General features: G+C 63.9%; 20 protein-coding genes. 7 read left to right on the top strand and 13 right to left on the bottom strand.

Features of this window, described 5'->3' with window-relative positions; all coding sequences use genetic code 11:
- Positions 1 to 97 precede the first annotated feature (97 nt).
- From ACMGF5_RS24320 to ACMGF5_RS24310, 3 genes are read right to left on the bottom strand one after another with little or no spacing between them, the layout of a single operon-like run.
- Positions 98 to 2,188 (bottom strand): HlyD family efflux transporter periplasmic adaptor subunit, encoded by a 2,091-nt coding sequence (locus tag ACMGF5_RS24320; protein WP_414157357.1) that lies wholly within the window; start codon positions 2,186 to 2,188, stop codon positions 98 to 100.
- Positions 2,188 to 3,534, bottom strand: a complete 1,347-nt coding sequence (locus ACMGF5_RS24315) for an efflux RND transporter periplasmic adaptor subunit (protein WP_115274514.1) — start codon at positions 3,532 to 3,534, stop codon at positions 2,188 to 2,190. Before ACMGF5_RS24315 ends, ACMGF5_RS24320 begins: the two co-directional genes overlap by 1 nt.
- Complete coding sequence (locus ACMGF5_RS24310; protein ID WP_115274515.1) at positions 3,521 to 4,282, bottom strand: efflux RND transporter periplasmic adaptor subunit; 762 nt, start codon at positions 4,280 to 4,282, stop codon at positions 3,521 to 3,523. The genes ACMGF5_RS24315 and ACMGF5_RS24310 overlap by 14 nt, the downstream gene beginning before the upstream one ends.
- A 287-nt stretch (positions 4,283 to 4,569) precedes the next feature.
- Between ACMGF5_RS24310 and nhaA the strand changes: the two genes are divergently transcribed.
- The 4 genes from nhaA to ACMGF5_RS24290 all read left to right on the top strand — a co-directional run bounded on the left by nhaA (position 4,570) and on the right by ACMGF5_RS24290 (position 7,966).
- Positions 4,570 to 5,928, top strand: a complete 1,359-nt coding sequence (gene nhaA / locus ACMGF5_RS24305; RefSeq protein WP_046785800.1) for a Na+/H+ antiporter NhaA — start codon at positions 4,570 to 4,572, stop codon at positions 5,926 to 5,928.
- 146 nt (positions 5,929 to 6,074) lie between these two features.
- Entirely contained in the window at positions 6,075 to 6,590 is a 516-nt protein-coding gene (locus tag ACMGF5_RS24300; protein WP_371926683.1) for a DUF3455 domain-containing protein, read from the top strand.
- Positions 6,591 to 6,695: 105 nt separating this feature from the next.
- Positions 6,696 to 7,244: a sigma-70 family RNA polymerase sigma factor gene (locus ACMGF5_RS24295; RefSeq protein WP_046785802.1), complete on the top strand. Its 549-nt coding sequence runs from the start codon at positions 6,696 to 6,698 to the stop codon at positions 7,242 to 7,244.
- Entirely contained in the window at positions 7,241 to 7,966 is a 726-nt protein-coding gene (locus tag ACMGF5_RS24290) for an anti-sigma factor domain-containing protein (RefSeq protein WP_414157356.1), read from the top strand. The genes ACMGF5_RS24295 and ACMGF5_RS24290 overlap by 4 nt, the downstream gene beginning before the upstream one ends.
- A gap of 67 nt (positions 7,967 to 8,033) precedes the next feature.
- Here ACMGF5_RS24290 and ACMGF5_RS24285 read toward each other — a convergent pair whose 3' ends face one another.
- The gene (locus ACMGF5_RS24285) at positions 8,034 to 9,392 is read right to left on the bottom strand and encodes an 8-oxoguanine deaminase (protein WP_414157355.1); all 1,359 of its coding nucleotides are present in this window, start codon (positions 9,390 to 9,392) and stop codon (positions 8,034 to 8,036) included.
- A gap of 452 nt (positions 9,393 to 9,844) precedes the next feature.
- On the opposite strand from ACMGF5_RS24285, the gene ggt reads away from it, so the two are divergent.
- Positions 9,845 to 11,635 (top strand): gamma-glutamyltransferase, encoded by a 1,791-nt coding sequence (gene ggt / locus ACMGF5_RS24280; RefSeq protein WP_196996527.1) that lies wholly within the window; start codon positions 9,845 to 9,847, stop codon positions 11,633 to 11,635.
- A gap of 44 nt (positions 11,636 to 11,679) precedes the next feature.
- Entirely contained in the window at positions 11,680 to 12,561 is an 882-nt protein-coding gene (locus tag ACMGF5_RS24275; RefSeq protein ID WP_119687255.1) for a LysR substrate-binding domain-containing protein, read from the top strand.
- Positions 12,562 to 12,617: 56 nt separating this feature from the next.
- Here the strand turns inward: ACMGF5_RS24275 and dctM are convergent, their stop codons facing one another.
- The 8 genes from dctM to ACMGF5_RS24235 all read right to left on the bottom strand — a co-directional run bounded on the left by dctM (position 12,618) and on the right by ACMGF5_RS24235 (position 21,139).
- Positions 12,618 to 13,901 carry a C4-dicarboxylate TRAP transporter large permease protein DctM gene (gene dctM, locus ACMGF5_RS24270; RefSeq protein WP_046785806.1) on the bottom strand — a complete coding sequence of 428 codons (1,284 nt, stop codon included), beginning with the start codon at positions 13,899 to 13,901 and terminating at the stop codon, positions 12,618 to 12,620.
- Positions 13,901 to 14,533, bottom strand: a complete 633-nt coding sequence (locus ACMGF5_RS24265) for a TRAP transporter small permease (RefSeq protein WP_046785807.1) — start codon at positions 14,531 to 14,533, stop codon at positions 13,901 to 13,903. The genes dctM and ACMGF5_RS24265 overlap by 1 nt, the downstream gene beginning before the upstream one ends.
- A 69-nt stretch (positions 14,534 to 14,602) precedes the next feature.
- Positions 14,603 to 15,601, bottom strand: coding sequence for a TRAP transporter substrate-binding protein (locus tag ACMGF5_RS24260; RefSeq protein ID WP_414157354.1), 999 nt, complete (start codon positions 15,599 to 15,601; stop codon positions 14,603 to 14,605).
- A 120-nt stretch (positions 15,602 to 15,721) separates the two neighbouring features.
- Positions 15,722 to 16,540: an HpcH/HpaI aldolase/citrate lyase family protein gene (locus tag ACMGF5_RS24255; protein WP_115274522.1), complete on the bottom strand. Its 819-nt coding sequence runs from the start codon at positions 16,538 to 16,540 to the stop codon at positions 15,722 to 15,724.
- Positions 16,537 to 17,736 (bottom strand): CaiB/BaiF CoA transferase family protein, encoded by a 1,200-nt coding sequence (locus tag ACMGF5_RS24250; RefSeq protein ID WP_115274523.1) that lies wholly within the window; start codon positions 17,734 to 17,736, stop codon positions 16,537 to 16,539. Before ACMGF5_RS24250 ends, ACMGF5_RS24255 begins: the two co-directional genes overlap by 4 nt.
- 18 nt (positions 17,737 to 17,754) lie before the next feature.
- Positions 17,755 to 19,104: an MmgE/PrpD family protein gene (locus ACMGF5_RS24245; protein ID WP_414157353.1), complete on the bottom strand. Its 1,350-nt coding sequence runs from the start codon at positions 19,102 to 19,104 to the stop codon at positions 17,755 to 17,757.
- Between the two features lie 10 nt (positions 19,105 to 19,114).
- A complete protein-coding gene (locus ACMGF5_RS24240) occupies positions 19,115 to 20,278 on the bottom strand; it encodes an acyl-CoA dehydrogenase family protein (protein WP_046785812.1) in 1,164 nt (387 codons plus the stop codon).
- A gap of 21 nt (positions 20,279 to 20,299) precedes the next feature.
- Positions 20,300 to 21,139 carry a MaoC family dehydratase N-terminal domain-containing protein gene (locus ACMGF5_RS24235; protein ID WP_119687252.1) on the bottom strand — a complete coding sequence of 280 codons (840 nt, stop codon included), beginning with the start codon at positions 21,137 to 21,139 and terminating at the stop codon, positions 20,300 to 20,302.
- Between the two features lie 126 nt (positions 21,140 to 21,265).
- Here ACMGF5_RS24235 and ACMGF5_RS24230 point away from each other — a divergent pair, with 126 nt between their 5' ends.
- Positions 21,266 to 22,186: a LysR family transcriptional regulator gene (locus tag ACMGF5_RS24230; RefSeq protein WP_119687251.1), complete on the top strand. Its 921-nt coding sequence runs from the start codon at positions 21,266 to 21,268 to the stop codon at positions 22,184 to 22,186.
- Here ACMGF5_RS24230 and ACMGF5_RS24225 read toward each other — a convergent pair.
- A complete protein-coding gene (locus ACMGF5_RS24225) occupies positions 22,183 to 22,902 on the bottom strand; it encodes a TorF family putative porin (protein WP_012314890.1) in 720 nt (239 codons plus the stop codon). The two genes, ACMGF5_RS24230 and ACMGF5_RS24225, sit on opposite strands and share 4 nt — an antisense overlap.
- Positions 22,903 to 22,923: the final 21 nt, after the last annotated feature.

Genomic DNA, 22,923 nt, shown 5'->3' with positions numbered 1-22,923 from the left:
TTCCATCCCTGCTCAGAAGTTCGTCGCCAGATTCGAAGCTTTAGCAATCGTAGTCGGGTTTTCTCGGGGCGGGGGAGCAGGCGCCGAAAGGCAATGTTCAGAAACCGCTCTCACGCAGGCCAACGCCCAACAGCCATTTGCCCACCTCGCCCAGCACGCTGCGCTTTTCCCCATCGATCTTCAGCTTGCCGCGGGTTTCGCGCACGCTGGCCAGCGGTTCATCCAGGGCCACCAGCACTTGAAAAAGTGCATGGCTGGGTACAAGCGCTTCACCGCTCGTTTGCACCGGGCCGCCAAAGTGTGAAGAGAGCATGCGGTGGGCCAAATGCCCGGCGCGTGTACTGCCAATCGCCAGCACCTTGCCGCGCAGGGCGATGGCCTGGCCTTCGGGATAGAATTTCACCGGGTTGCCCACGGCAAGGAGGTGCACCTGGTCCTGGGCGACGTAGGCATCGATCTGCCAGTGACGGGGGTCTATCAAGATGCCCAGCGGTTGCTGGCGGTTGAACCACTGGCCAGGCTGCCAGTCGGGTTCAAGGTCCAGCCAGCTGCCGGCGAATGGCGCCTGCAGGTTGAGCCGGGCAATCTCGCTGCGCGCGGCGCGTGCTTCCTCGTTCTGCACCATCAGGCGCTGTTGGGTGGCAGCATCCTCGGCCAGCCCGGCAGGGTCGGCCAGCAGCCCCGACAAGCGTGCCTCATAGCTGCGGGCGCTGGCCTCACTGCTGCGCATGCGTGAGCTCAGGTCCGGCTCCTCAAGTACGGCCAGTACGTCGCCGGCCTTGACAGGGCCCGCCTGGTGCAGGCTTTTCAGCCGTGCAGGGTAGGGGGTGTAGACGCGCAGCTGGTGCTCGGCACGGGCCACACCTACGGCATTTACCTGGCTGTGCCAAGGTACTGCCAGGGCCAGCAGGGCCAGGCTAAGGCACACATAGAATATCCGCTTGCGCTGCCCCGGAATGCGTGCCCGCTGTTGCCACCAGTGGCTCAGCTCACGTTTCACCGGCAGCGCGATGAACCACGCCAATTCGACCATGAACAGCACGATCCCCAACAGTTTGAAGAAAAACAGGTAGACCGCCACGGCGATGCCGAGAAACAGCACCAGGCGATACAGCCAGGTAGCGAAGGCAAACGCCACCAGCAGGCGTCGCTGGCCAATGGGAAACGGCTCCGGCCAGGCTTCGTCGAGCCCCAGCAGGGTGCGCCGCATGGCTACACGAGCCAGCGCAGAAGAGCGTTCGTGCAGGTTGGGGAAGTCAAGCAGGTCGCTGAGGATGAAATAGCCGTCGAAGCGCATGAAGGGGCTGGCATTGAGCGCCAGGGACAGCACCCAGCTGGTGGTCGCCAGGTACAGCAGGGCGTTGCGCAGGGCGCCATCATCGCACACGGCCCAGCCAAGGGTCGCCAAGCCCGCCAGGGACAGCTCGGTGACGATGCCCGCCGAAGCGATCGCCAGGCGCTGGTGGGCGCGCTTGAGCTTCCAGCTTTCGCCGGTGTCGGTGTAAAGCATTGGCCACAACACCAGAAACGCCACGCCCATGTGCCCGACGCGCAAGCCCAGGCGCGTGGCTACCAGGGCATGGCCGAGCTCGTGCAGGGTTTTTGCCACCACCAGCGCCAGGGCAAAGCTGAACAGGCCTTCGGTGGAGAATGATTCCACCACGGCATGAGTGAAGCTGTCCCATTGTTGCATCACCAGGATCACGCCCAGGATGGTCAAGCCGATCACCGTTAGCCCGGGCAGCGGATGGAACAGCCAGCCCAAGGCAGCGGCCAGACGCTGCAGCCCAGCTTGTGGGCGCAACAGCGGCACGCGGAAGAACAGGTAGTGGTGCAGCCACCAGCGCCAGCTCGACCAGGTACGCGCCTCATTGGCGGTTTGCAGCCTGGCCAGTTGCTCGGGGCCTGGGCGCAGCAGGTTGTGTTGTTCGAGAAACGTACGCAGTGCCAGCACCTGCTCGACATCCGGCTTGAGCGCGCTGTCGTGCGATACCTGCTCGCTGATCTGGCGCGGTGTCTGGCCCCAGCGCAGCAGGCATTCGAACTCCAGCCAGCCGATGCGGTAGAAGCGGTTCAGCACGGTGTCGTGGATCATCCACGCCGGTTCACCTTCTCGGCTGTCGGCGGCCTCGCACAGGCGCAGGTCCTCGCGCAGTGGTGGCAGCGGCAGGTCGCTGAGGTCCAGCATCACCAGCCGCTCCAGGCTCGCAACGTGGCCAGCGGGCGACGCAGCAGGTAGTAGCCGAGCATGACGCGGTCGCCATAGAGCTTGGCGGTGCCATGCAGGCCCAGGCGGGCATGCTCGGAATGCTCGTCGATGCTTGCCAGCAGGCGATAGGCGACGACGCCATCGTCGCCGGGCTTGGCCTGGTAGCTGGTTTCCAGGATCTTGCCCCTGAGTGGGCTGAGCGGGTAGGCAGTGAGGAACAAGGTCACTTCGGCGCCCGGTTCCAGCGCTATGGCATCGGCCACGGCGAGCTGAATCTGCATGGCCGGTTGCGCAGGGTCGGCGACGTGCATGATACGTTCGCCGGTTGTCACTGGTTTGCCGAGCCAGTCGTTGGGGTCGCTGAATACCGCGACCCCGGCCCGTGGAGCCAGCACCTGGGTGCGCCGCAGTTGCGCTTGCACAGCGGCCATTTCGGCCCGTCGTTGCTGGACACGGCCCTGCAGCAGGGTCAGTTCGTTTTTGCTTTGCGGGTTGTCGAACGCCCGCTGGTTGGCAGCCTGCAATTCGGCATCGGCCACGGCGACCTCCTTGCCGAGCACCTCGGCGCGGCTGCGCAAGGTGGTTTCGTCAAGGGTGAACAACGGCGTGCCAGCTTGCACCGGCTGGTTGGGGCGTACCAATACCTGGGCGATCACGCCGTCGATCGGAGAACTGACAATTTGTGCCTGGCGCGAGACTATCTGTGCCGGAGCCAGTGCCGTCTGGCGCACTGGCACCAATAACAGCGACGCTGCTACCAGCAAGGTCACCAGCACCTGACGCCGGCTGGGGCGCCATCGACCGAGCCGGCGGCGCCGTGTCAGCGTGTTCCAGCAGTAGGCCCAAGTGCGTATCAGGCCATCGAGTTGCTGATGCACCACCGGCGGCGGTGCTTCTTCGAGCAGTAGTACAAGCACGCCCAGGCGCTCGCCGGCAGGGGCGTGCAGCGGTATACACCACAACCCCGAAGGCCACCATTCGGTCCAGCCCTGAGCGATGTCGTCGGGCGGCGAGGCGTTGTCCAGGGTTAGCCAGGCTGGCTGCGCATCGGCCAGACGCCCGGCCAGCCAACGGCTGGCGCGTTTGAGCCAGACCAGGTACGGCGAGTCTTCGCTGGGCCGCGCCAAGCCCGACACGCACAGCAGTTCAAGGCCGGCCTTGCTTTGGCCGAACACCAGCGCCTGGTGAAAGGGCAGCAGGGGGTACAGGTCGTTGGCCATGCTGAACGCCAGTGCGCCCAGCGTCTCGGCGGCCATGGCCTTGTCGCGCAGGGCGTCCAGCTGCAGCAACAGCTGCGGATGAGGCAGCGGCCTATTCACGGTCATGGTCGAACCGCGCGGTGCCGCTCATGCCGGCCATCAGTTCGGGAAAGCGCTGATCGAAGCGCGCCTCAAGCTCCACCGTCTGCGCCACCGCATCTACCCTGGCGTTGATGACGCTGACCTTGGCCGGGTAAGTCTTGCCCGTTTCGTGAACGTTCACCGTCAGCGGCTGGCCGGGGCTGAGCGTTTTCAACTGGCTGGAAGGGACATTGAGGCGCACCTTCAATGCACCATCGCTGACCAGATCAAACAGCGGTGTACCTGCGCTGACGGTTTGGTAGGGCTTGACATAAACCTTGGCCACATGGCCCGAAAACGGCGCCAGTACCTGGCAATAGCTCATCTGCGCCTCACCCATGGCGCGGGCGCCATCGGCCTTCTGCACTTCGGTGTTGGCTGCGGCCACTTCGATGTCGCCCACCGCGTCCAGCTTGCGCAGTTGCTGCTTTGCCTGCAGGTTTTGACGGGCCATGGCCAGTTCGGCCACCGCGACCTTGCCGCGCGCCTGGGCTTCGTTGCAGTTGAAACGAGCCAATGTGGCGCCCTTGGCAACATGTTCGCCGAAGCGCGTCTTGAGTTCGCCCAAGGTGCCGCTCATCTGGCTGGACAGGGTGGTTTCCAGCTCGGCAGCCAGCAGCACGCGAATCAGTTGCGGGTCCTCGGTTGGGGCGCCTTGCTCGGCCTGTGCGGCAGTGCTGGCCAAGGCCAGCAACAAGGGAAGGTACCGCTGAGCAACGACAGGCAAAGGCATTCTCGACTCCTTGTAGAGAGACATCCAGCAAGCGCGCTACACAATCGCTATAACGTCTTCATACTAGGAACGAATTCGCAATCTGCCCAATATTCCGGTTGCAAATGTGTCGCTGTTGCTGTCCCGCAGCGAGGCGCTCAGCTAGAGCATCAACGCGTTCAAAGACGGTTTCGTGCACGCCATCCAGGTTTTGCGCTAGAATCCCCGCCGGGTGCTAGCTGCATGACGCAGTGACGCAGGTTAAATAACTACGCAGGTCGGGCCGCCGTGCGGGAGTTCTTGTGCCCATGCAAAAACACGTAATGCCCCGTGCCCAGCAAATTGCCCAACGCGCATTCGCCAACTTCGAACGCTTTCTGCATATCGAGGCCGTGAGCGGCGTCGTACTGTTGATCGCCGCCGTTGCAGCACTGATCTGGGCGAATTCGCCCGCTGCCGAAAGCTATGACGCCCTCTGGCACACGCCGATAAGCTTCGGTGTCGGCTCGCTGGTCTATTCCCAGTCACTGCATTTCTGGATCAACGACGGCCTGATGACCATCTTCTTCCTGGTCGTCGGTATGGAGATCCGTCGCGAAATTCATGAAGGCGCGCTGTCCAGCCTGCGCCAGGCCACGCTGCCGATGGCGGCGGCTGTCGGCGGTGTGGTGGTACCCGCGCTCATCTACCTGGCGTTCAATCATTCGCCTCCCGCGCAAGAAGGTTGGGCAGTGCCGACTGCCACCGACATCGCCTTTGCAGTGGGTGTGCTGGCGCTGCTGGGCAAGTCGATCCCTTCCAATGTGCGGGTGTTCCTGCTCGCCCTGGCGATCATCGACGACATCATCGCCGTACTGATCATTGCCTTCTTCTACTCCGGTGGCCTGGATTACAGCGGTTTCGGCGTCGCCGCCATCGGCCTGCTGCTGGTGCTCGGCCTGCAGAAGATAGGTGTCGGTTCGGCCTATGCCTACATCATCCCCGGGTTCATCACCTGGCTGGGCATGTTGATGACCGGTGCCCACCCCACCTTGGCGGGCGTGGTGCTTGGCCTGATGACACCGGTTCGGGCCATGCCTTTGGGCGAGCGCCCACTGGAGGCCGTCACCCGCTTCACCGACGACCTGCTAGGCCGCGCCAAGGCACCGCAGATCGATGACAGCGAACTCATGAGCCCGCTGAAAAACCTGCGTGTGGCGCAGCGCGAGCTGGTCGCCCCAGTGCTGCGCGTGCAAGGCCATCTGCATCCTTGGGTGGCTTTCGCGATCATGCCGCTGTTCGCCCTGGCCAACGCCGGTGTCGGGTTGTCTGGTGTCGACCTGTCTGCCGATGGTCCTCACTGGGTGATGACAGGCGTCGCTGTGGCGCTGGTCCTGGGCAAGCCGTTGGGTATCGTGACGATCAGCTGGCTGATGGTACGGTTGGGCTGGTGCGCGTTGCCGGCGGGCGTTACCTGGCACGGCATCACGCTGATCGGGCTGTTGGCAGGCATCGGCTTTACCATGTCGATCTTCATTGCCAACCTGGCGTTCTCTGACCCTGGCGTTCTGGGCGCGGCCAAGCTTGGCGTACTTTCGGGCTCGGTCATTGCTGCTGTGATCGGCCTGGCATGGGGTGTGTGGAGCCTGCGCAAGGCAGCCAAGACGGCACCGGCCCAGGTAGGCTGACAGGCAAGCCGGGCAACGTACGGGTGGATGCACAATTTTTTTCCACAGGTGCATCCAATCTGCAACCTGGCGGGTATTACAGGTAGCGCGACTTCGCGCTGTCGATTACTCGCCAGGAGATTTGCACCATGAACAGCCCAGTTACCATGCTGATGCTCACAGGCGGTCTTGTCCTGATCGTGGCCAGCCAAGCCGCTCACGCTCAATCCGCCTTGCCCGACGCGGTCAAGGTTCCGGATGGCCACGCCGTCATGCTGGAAACCGTCGGTGTGGGCCAGGTCACCTACGAATGCCGCGACAAAGCCAATGCCCCCGGCCAGACCGAGTGGACATTCGTCGGCCCCAAAGCGGTACTCAAGGACAGGTCTGGCAAGGCGGTGGGCGACTATTTCGGGCCGCCCGCCACCTGGCAGGCCAAAGACGGCTCGAAGGTCACCGGCACCCAATTGGCCGTGGCGCCAGCGGCCAAGGGCGACCTGCCTTACCAGCTGGTTCAGGCCAGCCCGGCCGAAGGTAAAGGGGCCATGACCGGTGTGAGCTATATCCAGCGCGTGGCCACCCGCGGCGGTGTTGCGCCGGCAACTGCCTGCTCGATGCAAAACAAAGGTGAGCGCAAAATCGTTGATTACCAGGCTGACTATATCTTCTGGGCGGCAAAATGATGGCAGTGCGCATAGGCAGGTGAGCCACTGACGTCTACGCTGATCGACAGCCCCCCGGCCCAATGGCTGGGGGAACCGTCCAGGGACTATAGGGCTGACCTTGCAGTGAACTCACCTTTGCCCCCTTTCGACTTTCAGCGTTGCCTTGAAGCCTGCGCACGGGGAGACCGCCGAGCGCTGCATGCACTCTACGAGGAGGAGGGCGCACGCCTGCTAGGTGTGGTGCGCCGTATCGCCCGCGACCACGCTACAGCAGAAGACATCCTGCACGATGCCTTCATTCGGATATGGTCCGGGGCTGCCAGCTTCGACCCTGCACGCGGCTCTGCGCGGGGCTGGATCTATAGCGTGGCCCGGCACCTGGCGCTCAATTACATACGCGACACACGGCGCGAAGTCGTGCTGGATGAAGGGGCGTTCGACAGTGCACAAGTACCGTTGCCCTTCGCGAGTGATATCGATCTTATGGCGGACTCGGCCAAGGTTCACCGTTGCCTCGAGCAACTGGAACCCTCACGCAAGCTGTGCATCCTGCACGCGTATGTCGACGGTTGCAGCCATGCCGAAATCGCCGGGTTGCTGAACACACCGTTGGGTACCGTCAAAGCCTGGATCAAACGCAGCCTGAAGGCGTTGCGGGAGTGCATGGGATGAAGAAGCCACTGGGCGAAACCGCCGAGGCACTTGATGAGTTGGCCGGGGAGTATGTGTTGGGTACCTTGTCGGCCGAACAACATGAGGCCGTGCGTCAGCGCCTGACGGGGGATCAGCAGTTGCGTGGTGCCGTGGATGCCTGGGAGCAGCGGCTATTGGCGTTGAACGCACTCGCAGAGCCTTTGCCACCCAACCCACGTTTGTGGGGGCGGATCAGCCGCAGCGTCGATGCGCAGTCACAGACACTGCCACAGCGCATCGCGCCGCCAAGGCAGTCAGGGCGTTGGTGGCATCGCCTGGTGCTATGGCAAGGCCTGGCGGGTGCAGGCCTGGTTGCCAGCCTGCTGTTGGCCTTCACTCTGCTCACCGCCAAGGCGCCGGAGCCTTCCTTCCTCGTGGTGCTGGTTGCGCCGGCAGACAGTGCTCCGGGGTGGGTAGTGCAGGCAAGCGATACCCGGAGCATTCAACTGATTCCCTTGGGGCAGTTCGCGGTACCGAGCGACAAGGTGTTGCAGTTCTGGACCAAGGGCGAACAGTGGCAGGCGCCACTGTCGCTGGGCCTGGTCAAACCTGGCGAGCAATACCGCGTGCCCGCGCATGACCTGCCTCCCCTGGAACCCAACCAACTGTTCGAATTGACCCTGGAAAGAGCGGGTGGCTCGCCGACCGGGCGCCCAACCGGGCCTGTGCAGTTCATCGGTCGGGCGGTGAAGGTGCTTTGACAGTGCCCTGTTCAGGGGCAGCAAAAAGCGGCGCCTGTGCGCCGCTCTACAGGCTTGCATCCCGCTATCAATCGCCGGTCACCAGCTGACGGGCCAGCTGATTGTGGCGCTCCAGCACCAGCGGCAGGTCGACGGTGGTGATGCGGCCGTCCTTGACCACTACACGGCCGTTTATCACGCTGGTGTCGACCTGGGTCGGGGTGCAGAACACCAAGGCCGCAAGCGGGTCGTGGTGGGCACCTGCGTAGGCGACATGGCCGAGGTCGAAGGCGACGAAGTCGGCGACCATGCCCGGCGCCAAGGCGCCGATGTCATTACGGTTGAGCACCTTGGCACCGCCGAGGGTGGCGATTTCCAGCGCTTCGCGTGCGGTCATCGCATCAGGGCCGAAGCCGACACGCTGCAGCAGCAGCGCCTGGCGCACTTCACCGATCATGCTGGCGCCATCGTTGGAGGCCGAGCCGTCGACGCCCAGGCCTACGGGCACCCCGTGGTCGCGCATCTCGCGGATCGGTGCAATACCCGAGGCCAGGCGCATGTTCGAGCACGGGCAGTGGGCCACACCGGTGCCGGTACGGGCGAACAGCTCGATGCCGTGCTGGTCGAGTTGCACGCAGTGCGCATGCCACACATCGTGGCCAACCCAGCCCAGGTCCTCGGCGTATTCGGCAGGGGTCATGCCGAACTTTTCGCGGCTGTAAGCGATATCGTTGACGTTTTCAGCCAAATGGGTGTGTAGCGAAACCCCGTAGTTGCGTGCCAGCACCGCCGCTTCACGCATCAGGTCGCGGCTGACCGAGAACGGCGAGCAGGGCGCCACGACCACGCGCAGCATCGAGCCATGGTTGGCGTCGTGGTAGTCCTCGATCAGGCGCTGAGACTCCTTGAGGATGTCGCTTTCCTTTTCCACCACCGAGTCTGGCGGCAGCCCGCCTTGGCTGCGGCCCACGCTCATGCTGCCGCGTGCGGCATGGAAACGCATGCCGATTTCCCCGGCGGCGTGGATGCTGTCGTCGAGCTTGCAGCCATTGGGGTAGATGTACAGGTGGTCGCTGGAGGTGGTGCAGCCGGAGAGAATCAGTTCGGCCATCGCGGTCTGGGTCGATACCGCGATCATCTCGGGCGTCAACCGTGCCCAGATCGGGTAAAGGTTGGTCAGCCAGTTGAACAGTTCACCGTCCTGGGCCGCCGGGACCACGCGGGTGAGGCTTTGATACATGTGATGGTGGGTGTTGACCAGCCCCGGGATGACCACCTTGCCGGTCATGTCCAGAATCTCGTCGGCGTGCTGGGGCAGCTCGTCGCTGGGGCCGACCTGCTTGATCAGGTTGTCTTCTATGAACAGGCCGCCGCGTCTGATCTCGCGGCGCTCGCCGTCCATCGTCACCAGCAGTTCGGCGTTCTTTATCAGCAAAGTCTTGGGCATAGGTATTCCTTCCCGCCAATGGCGGGGTGCAATTCGTCAGTGCGGACACCTGGTTTTTTCTCGAGGGCAACCAGGCTCGGTGTGGAAAACACGGCGTGGGCAGCAGGGCCAGTCAGCGCAGCCGCGCACGCGCCGACACCGCTGAGTCACGAAGACTAGGCGCGAGACGGCGGATGGGTGCATAGGGCGACGGGTGAACGGCGAATGCGTCGATTCGCAGAGGGCGCTCGAAGGGATTGAGCAGATAGGGGTAATGCATGGCTTTAGCCTGTCGCAATACGCAGCGGCGATTACCACTGTCGTAGGCGCGGGTTGATGTAACCAGAAATGTTCATTTTTGTATACGAAAAATTCTGCTTTGAATGTCGAGGTGGTGCCGCGGCGCTTTGCGCAGTACATGGCCTGGTTTATGTTGGGCGCCCAAAGGCATGCACTTCGACAGGACGCCACCAATGCCATCGTCAACCCGATTGATCAGCACCCTGTGCCTTGCCCTGGCCAGCCAATGGGCTTGGGCCGACCAGCCGCTGCCCGCGCCCCCTGAGCTTGGGTCAGGTTACCGCTCCGGCCTGCAACCGGTTCACGCCAACCGGCACATGGTGGCGGCTGCCAACCCGCTGGCCAGCGAAGCCGGGCGGGCGATGCTGCGCGCCGGTGGCAGTGCCATCGATGCGGCAATTGCCATGCAAATGGTACTCACCTTGGTCGAGCCGCAATCGAGCGGCATTGGCGGTGGGGCGTTCATCTTGTACTGGGACGGCAAACGGGTACAGGCATTCGACGGCCGCGAGACCGCGCCGGCCGCAGTGACGCCAACGCTCTTTCTGCAACCGGACGGCACCCCGATGCCGTTCCGGGCAGCGCAGATCGGCGGGCGCTCTGTAGGCGTACCAGGGGTGCTGCGTGCCTTGAAAATGGCGCACGAGCAACATGGCAAGCTACCGTGGCATCAACTGTTCGCGCCGGCCATTGCCTTGGCACGCAGTGGCTTCCCTGTGTCCGAGCGCCTGCACGCGTTGCTGGCGGGTGACCCTTTCATCGCCGGTTCACCCACCATGGCCCGCTATTTCCTGGATGAGCACGGCCAGCCGCTGGCGGTGGGGGCGCTGCTGCGCAACCCCGAACTTGCGCATACCTTCGAACGTATCGCACAGCAGGGCGTCGATGCGTTCTATACCGGTGAAATTGCCGAAGCGATCGTCACCCAGGTACAGGCGCATGCCAATGCCGGGCTCCTGTCACTGGAGGATCTGCGCCAGTACCAGGCCAAGGAGCGCACGCCGTTATGCGGCCCTTACAAGGCCTGGCAGATCTGCGGCATGCCGCCGCCATCATCAGGTGCAGTGACGGTGCTGCAGACCTTGGGCATCCTCGAGGCGCTGCAGCACGCCATGCCACAACGCGACCTTGCGAAGCTGCCGCCCAGCGTCAGTGCTTCGCCGGCAGGCCTTGAGCCCGCGCCGCTGGCCGTTCACCTGATCGCCGAGGCCGAACGGCTGGCCTACGCCGACCGTGCCCAGTACCTGGCCGACAGCGACTATGTGCCGATACCGCTCAAGGCATTGACCGCCCCGGGGTACCTGGCCGGGCGGGCAGAGCTGATAGGCGACTTCAGCATGAAACATGCGCGACCGGGCAAGCCGCAGGGCGCGGACCTGGCCTTGGCCCCGGACCGCTCGCCGTTGCGCATCTCCACCTCGCACCTTTCGGCGGTGGATGACAGCGGTCAGGCGCTGGCTATGACCACTTCGGTAGAGGCGGCATTCGGTTCGCACCTGATGGTCAAGGGCTTCCTGCTGAACAATCAGTTGACCGACTTTTCCTTCATCCCACAGGAGAACGGCAAGCCCGTTGCCAACCGGGTTGAACCGGGCAAGCGGCCGTTGTCGGCGATGGCCCCGACCCTGGTGTTTTCGCAGGCGTCCGGGGAGCTGGTGGCCAGCCTCGGATCACCCGGTGGTTCGCAGATCATCGGCTACGTGAACAAGGCGCTGGTGGGTTTGCTGGACTGGCGGCTCGACCCGCAACAGGCCAGCAACCTGCCCAACTTCGGCAGCCGTAACGCCGGTACCGAAGTGGAAGCCGGGCTGACCAGCCCGGCGCTGGTCCGGCAATTGGCGGCCTGGGGCCATGAGGTGACGCCCATGACCATGACCAGCGGCATGCAGATCATCCAGCGTACCGGCGCAGGCTGGGCGGGGGGCGCCGACCCGCGGCGCGAAGGCGTGGCGCTTGGCGATTAGCCATGGTAGAAGACAACCTTGTCATTCAAAAGTTGAATACCCGGATGTCTATCAGCGTTAAATCGAATAGGGCTCTGTTCGACCTCGACCTGCTGCGTGCCATTGTCGTGGTGGCCGATTGTGGCAGCTTCACCACCGCTGCCGCACGCCTGCATTCGACGCAATCGACCATCAGCCAGAAAGTCCGGCGTCTCGAGGACATGGTCGGCCACCGCCTGCTGGTGCGCGGTAACCGTGACGTGTTGCCGACCGACGCCGGCCAGACCTTGCTCGGCTACGCCCGGCACATGCTGGCATTGAACGACCAGATGCTCGAAGCCTTGGCCGGTGCCATGGTCGGCGTCACCGTCCGTTTGGGCGTTCCCGAAGATTTCGTTGGCGGGCGCACCACCAACGCGCTGTCGGCATTCAGCCGGCTGCACCCGCAGGTCAAGCTGGAGGTCACCAGCGGCCTGTGCCGCGACCTCAGCCAGGCCTATGACAACGGCGAACTTGACCTGGTATTGCTCAAGCAGCGACGCAACAGCCGCGAGGGCGTGGCGTGCTGGCCCGAGCGCCTGCAGTGGATCGACAGCGCACGCATGCCGTCCTTCGAGCTCGACCCGATCCCGCTGGTGACCTTTCCGCCACGCGGGTTGTACCGCGATGACATGATCACCGCCATCGAAGGCATGGGCCGGCGCTGGCGCATCAGTTTCACCAGCTCCAGCCTCAGTGGCATCCAGGCCGCGGTGGCCGACGGCATGGGCATCAGCCTGTTGCCACCACGGGCGGCGACCCTTGAGCATCGGGTGCTTGGCAGGCAACACGGGTTGCCGGAGGTGGACAGCTACGAAATCGTCATCGTCCACCGGCCGACGGCGGATGTGATGGTCACGGCACTGGCCCAGGTGATGTCGCAGGTGCTGGAGGGGGGAGGGATCTGAAGCCTGTACGGCCCCGTCGCCAGCGTGCCGGCGATGGGGCCCGGAAGGTCAGTGCATTACGGCATGCCCAGCCACTGCGGCAGTGCCAGCGAAATGAACGGCACGTAAGTCACCAGCACCAGGAACAGCAGCAGGATCGACAGCCACGGCAGCGCGGCGCGAATCGTCTGCCCCAGCGTCAGGCCCGTCACCGCTGAAGTCACGAACAGGTTCAGCCCCACCGGCGGATGCACCAGGCCGATCTCCATGTTCACCACCATGACGATGCCCAGGTGAATCGGGTCGATCCCAAGCTTCATGGCGATCGGGAAGAAGATCGGCGCCAGGATCAGGATGATCGCCGACGGCTCCATGAAGCTGCCCGCCACCAGCAGCACCACGTTGACCATGATCAGGAAACCGATCGGCGTCAGGCCTTCGGACATCACCCACTGGGTGATCTGCTGAGGGATCTGCTCGGTGGTCAGCACATGGGCAAACAACATGGCGTTGGCGATGATGAACAGCAGCATGATGGTCAGCCGGCCCGACTCCAGCAACACCTTCGGGCAGTCGCGCAGGCGCATGTCCTTGTACACGAACAGTGCGATGAACGCCGAGTACACCGCTGCCACGGCGGCCGCCTCGGTGGGGGTGAACATGCCGCTGTAGATGCCGCCCAGGATGATCACCAGCAGCAACAGCCCCCAGAACGCGCGCCTGGCGGTACTCAACCATTCGGCAAAACTGGCACGAGGTTGTGCGGGCAGTTTCTTGATCCGGGCGACGATGTAGATCGTCACCATCAGCGCCAGGCCGAGCAGGATGCCTGGCACCACACCGGCCATGAACAGCTTGCCTACCGAGGTTTCGGTCGCCGCCGAGTACACCACCATGACGATCGATGGCGGAATCAGGATGCCCAGGGTGCCGGCGTTGCAGATGATCCCCGCGCCGAACTCGCGGGGGTAACCGGAGCGCACCATGCCGGCAACGGCAATCGAGCCCACCGCCGCGACCGTGGCCGGCGACGAGCCCGACAACGCGGCGAACAGCATGCATGCCAGCACTGCGGCAATGGCCAGGCCGCCACGGATGTGCCCGACACAGGCGTTGGCGAAGTCGATCAGCCGCTGGGCCACGCCACCGGTGGTCATGAACGCGCCCGACAGCAGGAAGAACGGGATGGCCAGGAAGGTGTAGCTGTCGGAGGTCTCGAACAGCTTGATCGCCAGCGAGCTCAACGAGTCCTGGCTGAACATCAGGATTGAAAGTGCGCCCGACAAGCCCAGCGAAATTGCGATCGGCACCCCCAGGAACATGAACACGAACAACAACAGGAACAGGCAGATAACCGTCATCAGTGATGCTCCTCACCCGGGTTGGCCAGCTTGCTCGCCTCTGCAGCCTCGTCGGCCAGGCCCAGGCCATACTGGCGATGGGTGAACAGGCGATAGAGGATCTCCAGGTAGCGGACAATGACCAAGGCGAAACCGAAGGGCACGATCAGCGCAATATGGCCAACCTTGATGCCATAGCGGTCCAGGTCTTCGGCGCCGATGCCGGCCACCAGCACTGCGCTTACCCATTTGATGCTGGCCACCAGGAACAGCCCGGCATACGCCAGGCAACAGGCACAGGCGATCATCGCCAGTACCCGTTGCACTGGTTTGCGGGTGCGCCGCACCAGTACGTCGACCCCCAGGTGGCCGGCGGTGCGCACGCCATAGGCAATACCGAAAAAGATCAGCCAGCCGAACAGCGCCTTGGTCAGGGCGATGCTCCAGGTCATTTCCTGGGCGTAACCCATCAGGTGGTCGCCGATGCCCAGCAGCAGGTCACTGGCAAAAGCCCAGTGGTCACTGAGCGTGTAGAACACGGTATAGAGGTTGTTCAGTGCTACGTAGACGAAGGTCACCAAGGTCATGGCCGCCAGGAGAAGGGCGATCATGCCCTCCTCGAAGTGCTCCCAGACACGCCTGAGCGATTGCATAGGAATTCTCCAGACAGAGAGAGGGCTGGCCACCTGTGCAACAGGTGGCCGGGGCAGGGCGTGCGGCTGTCAGGAAGCCTTGTTGGCGGCCTCGGCTGCCTTGATCAAGTCAGCGCCGATCTGATCGGAAAACTTGTCCCACACCGGGCGCATGGCCTCACGCCATTGCTGGCGCTGCTCGGCAGTCAGGGCATCGATCTCGCTGGTCTTGGCATCGATGATTTTCTGCCTGGAGGTCTGGTTGAGGGCTTCGGCCTGTTTGTTCACCTCGACGGTGACCTGGTCCATGAGCGTTTGCAGCTCGCCACGCACCTCCTCAGGCAGGCCGTTCCAGAACTTGGCGTTGGTGATCACCATGTAGTCGATCAGGCCGTGGTTGGTCTCGGTGAAGAACGGCTGCACCTCGTTGACCTTCTGGCTTTCGTAGTTCGACCAGGTGTTTTCGGTGCCATTGACCGTGCCGGTCTGCAGGCCCTGATAAACCTCGGCAAAGCTCATCTTGCGCGGGTTGGCACGGATCGCCTTGAACTGCTCTTCGAGCACGCTGGAGGCTTGCACGCGGAATTTCAGGCCGCGGGCATCTTTGGGCAGGATCACTTTCTTGTTGGCCGACAGCTGCTTGAGGCCGTTGTGCCAGTAGGCCAGGCCGTGGATGCCTTTGTCGTCCATCGAGGTCAGCAGTGCCTTGCCCTGCGGGCCTTGCTGGAAACGGTCGACGGCCGCCAGGTCGTCGAACAGGAACGGCAGGTCGAAGATCTGCACCTGTTTGTTGTAGTGCTCGAACTTGGCCAGTGAAGGCGCCAGCATCTGTACATCACCCAACAGTAGCGCTTCCATCTCCTTGCCGTCGCCGAACAGCGACGAGTTGGGGTAGACCTCGACCTTGACCTTGTCCTTGAGCTGCGGGTCCGCCGCCACAAGCTTCTGGAACATCAGCGCACCCTGGCCTTTGGGCGTACTGTCGGCCACGACGTGGGCGAACTTGATGATGATCGGGTCGGCAGCCTGGGCGAGGCCTGCCATGGACACTGCGGCGGCGCAGAGCAGCGCCTGGGTCAGCTTGAACATCGATGTCACCTCTGATTTATTTTTGTAGGAGGATGGATGTAACGATGGACCAATGGCTTGCGTGTGGTGAATTAGCATTTGTGTAAGGCGGCATTCGGTGTAGCCGAACGCCAACCCAGTTCAACCGGACGCCTGTGCCAACAACCGCTGCGCCCGGAACACGACCGGCGCATCCACCATCTGCCCGTCCAGCTGAAACGCACCGGCCCCGTTCGCTGCGGCGCTCGCCGCCAGCACCCGCCGGGCCCAGGCCAGCGCTTGGGCGTCGGGTGCGAGTGCCGCGTGAATCACCGGCACTTGCCTGGGGTGAATGCACAACGCCCCGCCATACCCCAGGTCGTAGGCATGCCGCATCGCCTGGTGCAACCCTTCGGCGTCGCCAATGGCAGGAAACACGCCATCGAGCGGCGGCAGCAGGTCGGCACCCCGCGAGTGTAGCTGCACGGCCATGCGCGCCTGGTCGAGAAACTGCCTGGCAGCAGCGCTGTCGGTGTTCAAGTGTAGATCCAGCGCCAAGTCGAGGCTGCCGAACGACAACCGCTCGACCCCCTCGGCATGGGCGATCTGCTCCAGCGCGAGCAGGCCCTTGGCGCTTTCGATAATGGGCCATACCGGTTTGCCGGTGTGCCGGGCAACGGCCACCTGTGCGGCGTTTTCCACCTTGGGCAGCAGCACGCCGGCGATGCCAGGCTGCTGCGCGCAGAAGGCCAGGTCTGCCGCATGCTCGGCGTGCTGCGGCGCATTCACCCGGACCCACACCGACGCCAATGGCGTGGCCTGCAGGAACGCCTCCAGGTGGTCCCGGGCCTGGCGCTTGAGGGGTTCCTCCACGGCATCCTCGAAATCGACGATGACGGCATCGGCCCCTGCCGCCAGCGCCTTGGCGAAACGCTCAGGCCGGCTGCCGGGTACGAACAGTGCAGAGCGCACACTGTTCATACCACACCACCTGCGGCCAGGCTGGCTTGCTCTGCCGGGCTGAAGCCCAGCTCGCCGAGGATGCCCTGGGTGTGTTGCCCCAGCGCCGGCACGGCGTCCATGCGCGGGGCAAAGGCCGCGTTGCGCCCTGGTGGCAGCAGCGAGGGCAGCTTGCCGGCCGGGCTGTCCACTTCACGCCAGCAGCCGCGGGCCTGCAACTGCGGGTGTTGCCACACCCCGTGCATGTCGTTGACCCGGGCGTTGGCGATTTGCGCATCTTCAAGGCGTGCCACTACCTCGTCCAGCGACAGGCTGGCGAAGCCCTCGATGATGATCTGCCGCAGCACCTCGCGGTTATCTGAGCGCTTGAAGTTGGCATTGAAGCGGTCATCACTGGCCAGCGCCGGGTCAAGCAGCACCTTTTCGCAGAACAAGGCCCATTCCCGTTCGTTCTGCAGGCCAAGCATGATCGTGCCGCCACCGCCGGTTGGGAACGGCCCATACGGGTAGATGGTGGAGTGCGAAGCGCCGGCGCGCGGGGGAGGCGGCGCGCCGTCGTAGGAGTAGTACATCGGGTAGCCCATCCACTCCACCAGGCTTTCGAGCATCGACACGTCGATGCGGCTGCCGATGCCGGTCTTGTCACGCAGCAGCAACGCCGAGAGCACGCCGGTATAGGCGTACATGCCGGCGGCGATATCGGCGATCGAGCAGCCGGCCTTGGCCATGTCGTTTTCGCCAGGGCCACCGGTTACCGAGAGAAAGCCGCCTTCGCTCTGGATCAGCAGGTCGTAGGCCTTTTTCTTTTCATAAGGGCCGCCTTCGCCATACCCGGAGATATCGCACACGATAAGCCCTGGGAAGCGGGCGTGCAGGGCGTCGAACGACAAGCCCATGCGCGCTGCCGCGCCCGGTGCGAGGTTTTGCACCAGCACATCCGCCTTGGCCAGCAGGGCCTCGAGAATACCGTCGGCGGCGTCCTGCTTGAGGTCCAGGGTGAGGCTTTCCTTGGAGCGGTTGGTCCATACGAAGTGCGAGGCCAGGCCATCGACACGCTGATCGTAGCCGCGGGCGAAGTCGCCGCTGCCAGGGCGCTCGACCTTGATCACGCGGGCGCCGAGGTCGGCCAGTTGGCGGGTGCAGAAGGGGGCCGCGATAGCGTGCTCCAGGCTGATCACGGTGATGCCGTCCAGCGGGCGGGGCGTTGTTTGGGTCATAGGGTCACCTGTTGGTGTTCAGTGCAGATCAGCCAGCGAGCGGGCGTCGCGCAGTTGCCAGACGCGCTCGATCAATGCCTGGCCCTGGGCCGGGCTGCGCGCGCCGGAATACGCCAGCAGGCGCTGAAACTTGGCCGCAAGCTCCGGGCGCGACAGGGTGTTGCCGGGGTCGCCTTTAGGTTCGTCGATGGCGGCGCTGAAGCTGCGGCCATCGGTGCAGGTAACGTCCACGCGGCCCAGCCAGCGCTTGGGGTAGGCGGCGTCCACTTCGGCGTCCAGTTGCATCTCGACGTGCTCGCGAAAGTGCGCGACCTGTGGGTCGGTCAGCGCCAGGTCACGGAAGTCGATGAGTTGCGCGCTGCCATGCACCGCAATCAGGCCAAGTACGGTACCCATTGAGAACTTGGCCTGGTGCACGGTGGCAGGTGTGGTGACGCGGCCAAGCACATCGATCGCGCCCTGATGCACGCGGGTGACGACCCTGGCGATCTGTTCATGGCCAAGGCCTTCGCGCTGCATCAGCAGCAGCAAGGCATCGGCGGCGGGGTGGGTGTGGCGACACGAAGCGTGGTACTTGAACGAGGTTTCCACCAGCGCCCAGCGCGTGCCCAGGCGGTCGCTCAGGCGCGCCGGGTCGGCATCGCTGGACATGCCGGCGGCCATGCCCTGTTCGCCTTCGAGGATATTGCGTGCACCGCTCAGGCCATCGGCGGTCAGGTAGGCGGCCAGCAAGCCGTCGGCGGCGGCCTTGGCGGTATGCAACTGCTTCGAATCGGCGGCGTCGCGCAGGAACTCCCAGAGCCCGGCGGCCTGGGTGCCGGCGCTGCCGAGCAGGTTGATGAACTGCGCCTGGTTGAAGCCCAGCAGTTTGCCCACCCCGACGGCTGCGGCCAGGGTGCCGACAGTGGCGGTGGTATGGAAGATGCGGTAATGCGAGCGACCGAGGAATTCACCGATGCGGATGCCGGCTTCATAGCCGGCGACTGCAGCCAGCAGCAGGTCCTGGCCAGACTTGCCAAGGTCCTGTGCCGCCGCCAGTACGGCAGAAAACACCACGGTCGCCGGGTGCAGCACCGAGCTGTTGTGCAGGTCGTCCTGCTCGACCAGGTGCGAGGCCGCGCCATTGACCAGGGCAGCGAAGTAGGGGGATGACGTGCGCCCGCTGGTCAATACTCGAGCATTGCCCTGCGCAGGCCCCATGCGTTCGGCATAGCGCTCGAACAGCGGGATCGGGTGCGCGCCTTGGCTGGCCAGGGCCGAGCCAAGCCAGTCCAGGAACAGGTCTTCGGTGCGGTCCAGCACGTGGCCGGGCAGGTGTGCGTAACGCAGGTCGGCGAGAAAGCCGGCCAGGGCGTGGGTATGTTGCATGCTCAGGCCCTCAGAAGCTGCGCGGCAGTTCGAGCAGGTGCTCGGCCACGTAGGACAGGATCAGGTTGGTAGAAATCGGCGCCACCTGGTACAGGCGGGTCTCGCGGAACTTGCGCTCGACGTCGTATTCGCAGGCGAAGCCGAAGCCGCCATGGGTTTGCAGGCACGCATTGGCGGCTTCCCACGAGGCCTTCGCCGCCAGGTACTTGGCCATGTTGGCGCTGGCCCCGGCATTCTGCCCACTGTCGTATTCGGCGCAGGCGCGCCAGCGCATCAGGTCGGCGGCTTCGATTTCGATGTGCGCTTCGGCGATGGGGAACTGCACGCCCTGGTTCTGCCCGATCGGCCGGCCGAAGACCACGCGGTCACGGGCATAGGCGCTGGCTTTTTCGACGAACCAGCGGCCGTCACCGATGCACTCGGCGGCAATCAAGGTACGCTCTGCGTTGAGGCCGTCGAGGATGTACCTGAAGCCTTTGCCTTCTTCGCCGATCAGGCTGCTGGCCGGCAGTTCCAGGTTGTCGAAGAACAGCTCGTTGGTCTCGTGGTTGACCATGTTGGCGATCGGCTGCACGGTCAGGCCCTTGCCAATGGCGTCGCGCAGGTCGACCAGGAAGATCGACATGCCCTCGGACTTTTTCTTCACCTCAGGCAAAGGCGTGGTGCGGGCCAGCAGGATCATCAGGTCGGAGTGCTGAACCCGCGAGATCCACACTTTTTGCCCGTTGATCACGTACTTGTCGCCCTGGCGCACCGCAGTGGTCTTGATCTTGGTGGTGTCGGTACCGGTGGTGGGCTCGGTCACACCCATCGACTGCAGGCGCAGCTCGCCACTGGCCAGCTTGGGCAGGTAGTGGCGCTTCTGTTCCTCGCTGCCATGGCGCAGCAAGGTGAACATGTTGTACATCTGCCCATGCACGGTGCCGGAGTTGCCACCGCAGGCATTCACTTCTTCGAGGATGACGGAGGCTTCAGCCAGGCCCAGGCCCGATCCGCCGTACTGCTCCGGAATCATCGCCGACAGCCACCCGGCATCGGTCATGGCTTTTACAAAGGCTTCAGGGAAGCCTTTTTCTTCATCGATTTTGCGCCAGTAGCTGGCGTCGAATTCGGCGCACAAGGCGCGCACGCCTTCGCGGATGGCATTGAGGTCATCACTGTCGTACGTATGCATGCGGGGTTCCCTGTCCAGTTCTCAGTCGAAAAACACGTCGGCGCTCTGCGCCACGCCGTCGGCATTGCCGGCCCACAGTTGCGCCTGGCCCGGTGCGCCGATGCGCCCGGCCACTTCGAATGGCGTGGGCACGGTCAGTGGGCGTACGCCGCGGTAGGCGAATTGGCGCAGGCGCTTGCCAGGGTTGGCGCGCAGGAAGGCGCGCAGGGTGAGGGTGGCGATCAAGGGACCGTGCACGACCAGGCCGGCGTAGCCTTCGGTGCCGGTGACATAGGGGTGGTCATAGTGGATGCGGTGGCCGTTGAAGGTGACGGCGGAGTAACGGAACAGCAGAGTCGGGGAGGGCGTGACGGCCTCGCTCCAGTCGCCAGGGGCGGTTGGCGCGGCGCTGCTCAGTTTGGGCGGGTTCGGTTCGCGGTAGACGATATCCTGCTCTTCACGTACGCACAGTTCGCCCTGCTGGGAGTACTCGTGGCGCACCGTGACGAACAGCAATGCGCCCGTGCGGCCGTGCTTCTCTTCGATATGCACGATGGTCGACAGGCGATGGGCCTCGGCGCCGACCTTGAGCGGGGAAATGAACTCGACACGGCCCCCGGCCCACATGCGGTTGCGGTTATCGGCGGGGGGCAGAAAGCCGCCGCGCGCCGGGTGACCATCGCTACCCAGTAGCGTTTCGGCCACCGGTTCCTGGAAAAAGCACCACATCCATAGCGGCGGCAGGGGCTGCCCCACGGCGGGGGCGGCTTCGCCGAAGGTGGCGGCGATACGTTTGATCAGGTTGCGGCTGAGCTCATCGACGGCCTCTTCCGTGCGGCCGGTCCAGGCGCTGTAATCCGTGGGCGGGTGCGTAGCAGTCATAACCATTGGCCTCTGCATTTGTTGTTATGCAGCGATCATGCGAGGGACTTGGCATTCTGTGAATTTGCATTTATGTAAGGCAGCGTTCATGTATGCTGAACGCCTGCTCCACATTCGGATAGGCCCATGCATTTTGATCTGGCAGACCTGAGGCTGTTCATTCATATCGGCGAGTCACCGAGCCTGACCCAAGGCGCGCGGCGCGCATTCCTCTCACCGGCAGCTGCAAGTGCGCGCGTCAAGGCCCTGGAGGCGCAGCTCGACACGCGTCTGCTGTACCGCGACAGCCGGGGTGTCGAACTGACCCCGGCCGGGCAAAAACTGCTCATGCATGCGCGTTTGATCATGCGCCAAGTGGACTACCTGAAAGCCGAGTTCGCCCAGTTCGGCACCGATTCGGCCGGGCATATCCGCATCTTTGCCAACACCACCGCAGTGACCGAGTTTCTGCCCGAAGTGCTGGCGGGCTTTCTCGCCAAACGTCCCGGCGTGACCGTGGACCTGCAGGAGCGCCTGTCGCGGGATATCGTGCGCGGTGTGCTCGATGGCAGCAGCGACATGGGCATCATCGCAGGCCCCGTGGAAGCCAGCGGTTTGCAGGTGCTGCACTTCAGTACCGACCGGCTGGTGCTGATCGTGCCTGCAGGGCATGAGCTGGCTGCCAGCAGGCAGGTCACGCTGAAGCAGACGCTGGCGTTTCAGCATATCGGCCTGCACGACGGCAGCACCTTGCTCAGCTTCCTGCGCGACCATGTCGAACGCATGGGCCTGAATCTGTCGCTGCGTATCCAGCTGTCGAGCTTCGAGGCCATATGCCGGCTGGTGGAGGCGGGCGTGGGGATTGGCATCATCCCCGAGTCAGCGGCTGTCCGGCACAGCCAGACCATGAACCTGGTCACCATCGAACTGGATGAAGCGTGGGCCGTGCGCGAGCGGAGCATTCTGGTGCGTGAGCTGGATGCGTTGCCAGGGACGGTGAGGGCGTTGATCGCCACCTTGATGCCTGAAGGGGCAGGCAGCGCACTGCAACCGCCCCTGGCCCCCTAGAAGAAACTGCGCTGAGCCTTGAACGTCAGCATGCTCTCGCAATACGTGTTGATACCGGCATAGGCACCGCAGCCCCCGCCGTTGAGGTCGGAGTTGCTGTAGATCAGGTTCAGGTCGATGCCCAGCCAGGGGCGCGACAGCTCCAGCGACCAGTCGGAGAACGCATTGACCTGGCTGCCGTCGCCGATGGTGAAGGGCGTGCCCAGGCGGTGATGGGCGAGTTTGACCGTGAGGTCGATGTCGAACAGCGGCAGTTGGCCAAAATCGGCGAACAGGGTGCCGGTGCGATTGTCCGGGTTGTCACGCCAGGCCCCGCCGATTCGGCTGCCCATGACCGAAATACCGCCATACAACGCATAGCTGTCCGGCCCTGCGATGTTCGGCTGGCTGTAGTGGATCAGGCCTACTTCGTAACCCAGTGTGCTGTCGAAGTGGTGCTTGTAGCCCAGGTAGCTGTCTAGGCGCAGTGTGGAGTCAGGCGTCACGCCCATGCTCGGCGCATACTGGCCCACGTACCAACCGCTTGGGTGGCTGAGGTCCAGGCCACCGTGAAAGGCGCCGCTGGCGCTGGGCGAGATCAGCCCCTGGGCCATGCTGCGTGAAGGCGTGGTGCCAAGTTTGAAGTCGAAATCGCCCAGTTGGCGTTGGATCTGCTGCGCTTGCAGCACCGGGCTGAACAGCAGGGCCGCACTGAGCAACAGAAGGGGCCTGGTCATGGTCACCGTCCTGGAAGGCTT

Origin of the sequence: Pseudomonas sp. BNK-15, from assembly GCF_047456105.1 — a bacterium.
Taxonomy (GTDB): Bacteria; Pseudomonadota; Gammaproteobacteria; order Pseudomonadales; family Pseudomonadaceae; genus Aquipseudomonas; species Aquipseudomonas putida_E.
The sequence above is the reverse complement of the archived record's forward strand: the minus strand, read 5'-3'. Positions and strand labels throughout refer to the sequence as shown.

Excerpts from the sequence above, each read along its gene's own strand:
- ACMGF5_RS24275 (WP_119687255.1), top strand. The coding sequence starts at position 11,680 with ATGTCTATCAGCGTTAAATCGAATAGGGCTCTGTTCGACCTCGACCTG.
- ACMGF5_RS24320 (WP_414157357.1), bottom strand. The coding sequence starts at position 2,188 with ATGCTGGACCTCAGCGACCTGCCGCTGCCACCACTGCGCGAGGACCTG.
- ACMGF5_RS24225 (WP_012314890.1), bottom strand. The coding sequence starts at position 22,902 with ATGACCAGGCCCCTTCTGTTGCTCAGTGCGGCCCTGCTGTTCAGCCCG.
- ACMGF5_RS24310 (WP_115274515.1), bottom strand. The coding sequence starts at position 4,282 with ATGCCTTTGCCTGTCGTTGCTCAGCGGTACCTTCCCTTGTTGCTGGCC.
- dctM (WP_046785806.1), bottom strand. The coding sequence starts at position 13,901 with ATGACGGTTATCTGCCTGTTCCTGTTGTTGTTCGTGTTCATGTTCCTG.
- ACMGF5_RS24230 (WP_119687251.1), top strand. The coding sequence starts at position 21,266 with ATGCATTTTGATCTGGCAGACCTGAGGCTGTTCATTCATATCGGCGAG.
- ACMGF5_RS24265 (WP_046785807.1), bottom strand. The coding sequence starts at position 14,533 with ATGCAATCGCTCAGGCGTGTCTGGGAGCACTTCGAGGAGGGCATGATC.
- ACMGF5_RS24235 (WP_119687252.1), bottom strand. The coding sequence starts at position 21,139 with ATGACTGCTACGCACCCGCCCACGGATTACAGCGCCTGGACCGGCCGC.
- ACMGF5_RS24250 (WP_115274523.1), bottom strand. The coding sequence starts at position 17,736 with ATGACCCAAACAACGCCCCGCCCGCTGGACGGCATCACCGTGATCAGC.
- ACMGF5_RS24255 (WP_115274522.1), bottom strand. The coding sequence starts at position 16,540 with ATGAACAGTGTGCGCTCTGCACTGTTCGTACCCGGCAGCCGGCCTGAG.
- ACMGF5_RS24240 (WP_046785812.1), bottom strand. The coding sequence starts at position 20,278 with ATGCATACGTACGACAGTGATGACCTCAATGCCATCCGCGAAGGCGTG.
- ACMGF5_RS24315 (WP_115274514.1), bottom strand. The coding sequence starts at position 3,534 with ATGACCGTGAATAGGCCGCTGCCTCATCCGCAGCTGTTGCTGCAGCTG.
- ACMGF5_RS24300 (WP_371926683.1), top strand. The coding sequence starts at position 6,075 with ATGCTGATGCTCACAGGCGGTCTTGTCCTGATCGTGGCCAGCCAAGCC.
- ggt (WP_196996527.1), top strand. The coding sequence starts at position 9,845 with ATGCCATCGTCAACCCGATTGATCAGCACCCTGTGCCTTGCCCTGGCC.
- ACMGF5_RS24285 (WP_414157355.1), bottom strand. The coding sequence starts at position 9,392 with ATGCCCAAGACTTTGCTGATAAAGAACGCCGAACTGCTGGTGACGATG.
- ACMGF5_RS24260 (WP_414157354.1), bottom strand. The coding sequence starts at position 15,601 with ATGTTCAAGCTGACCCAGGCGCTGCTCTGCGCCGCCGCAGTGTCCATG.
- nhaA (WP_046785800.1), top strand. The coding sequence starts at position 4,570 with ATGCAAAAACACGTAATGCCCCGTGCCCAGCAAATTGCCCAACGCGCA.
- ACMGF5_RS24245 (WP_414157353.1), bottom strand. The coding sequence starts at position 19,104 with ATGCAACATACCCACGCCCTGGCCGGCTTTCTCGCCGACCTGCGTTAC.
- ACMGF5_RS24290 (WP_414157356.1), top strand. The coding sequence starts at position 7,241 with ATGAAGAAGCCACTGGGCGAAACCGCCGAGGCACTTGATGAGTTGGCC.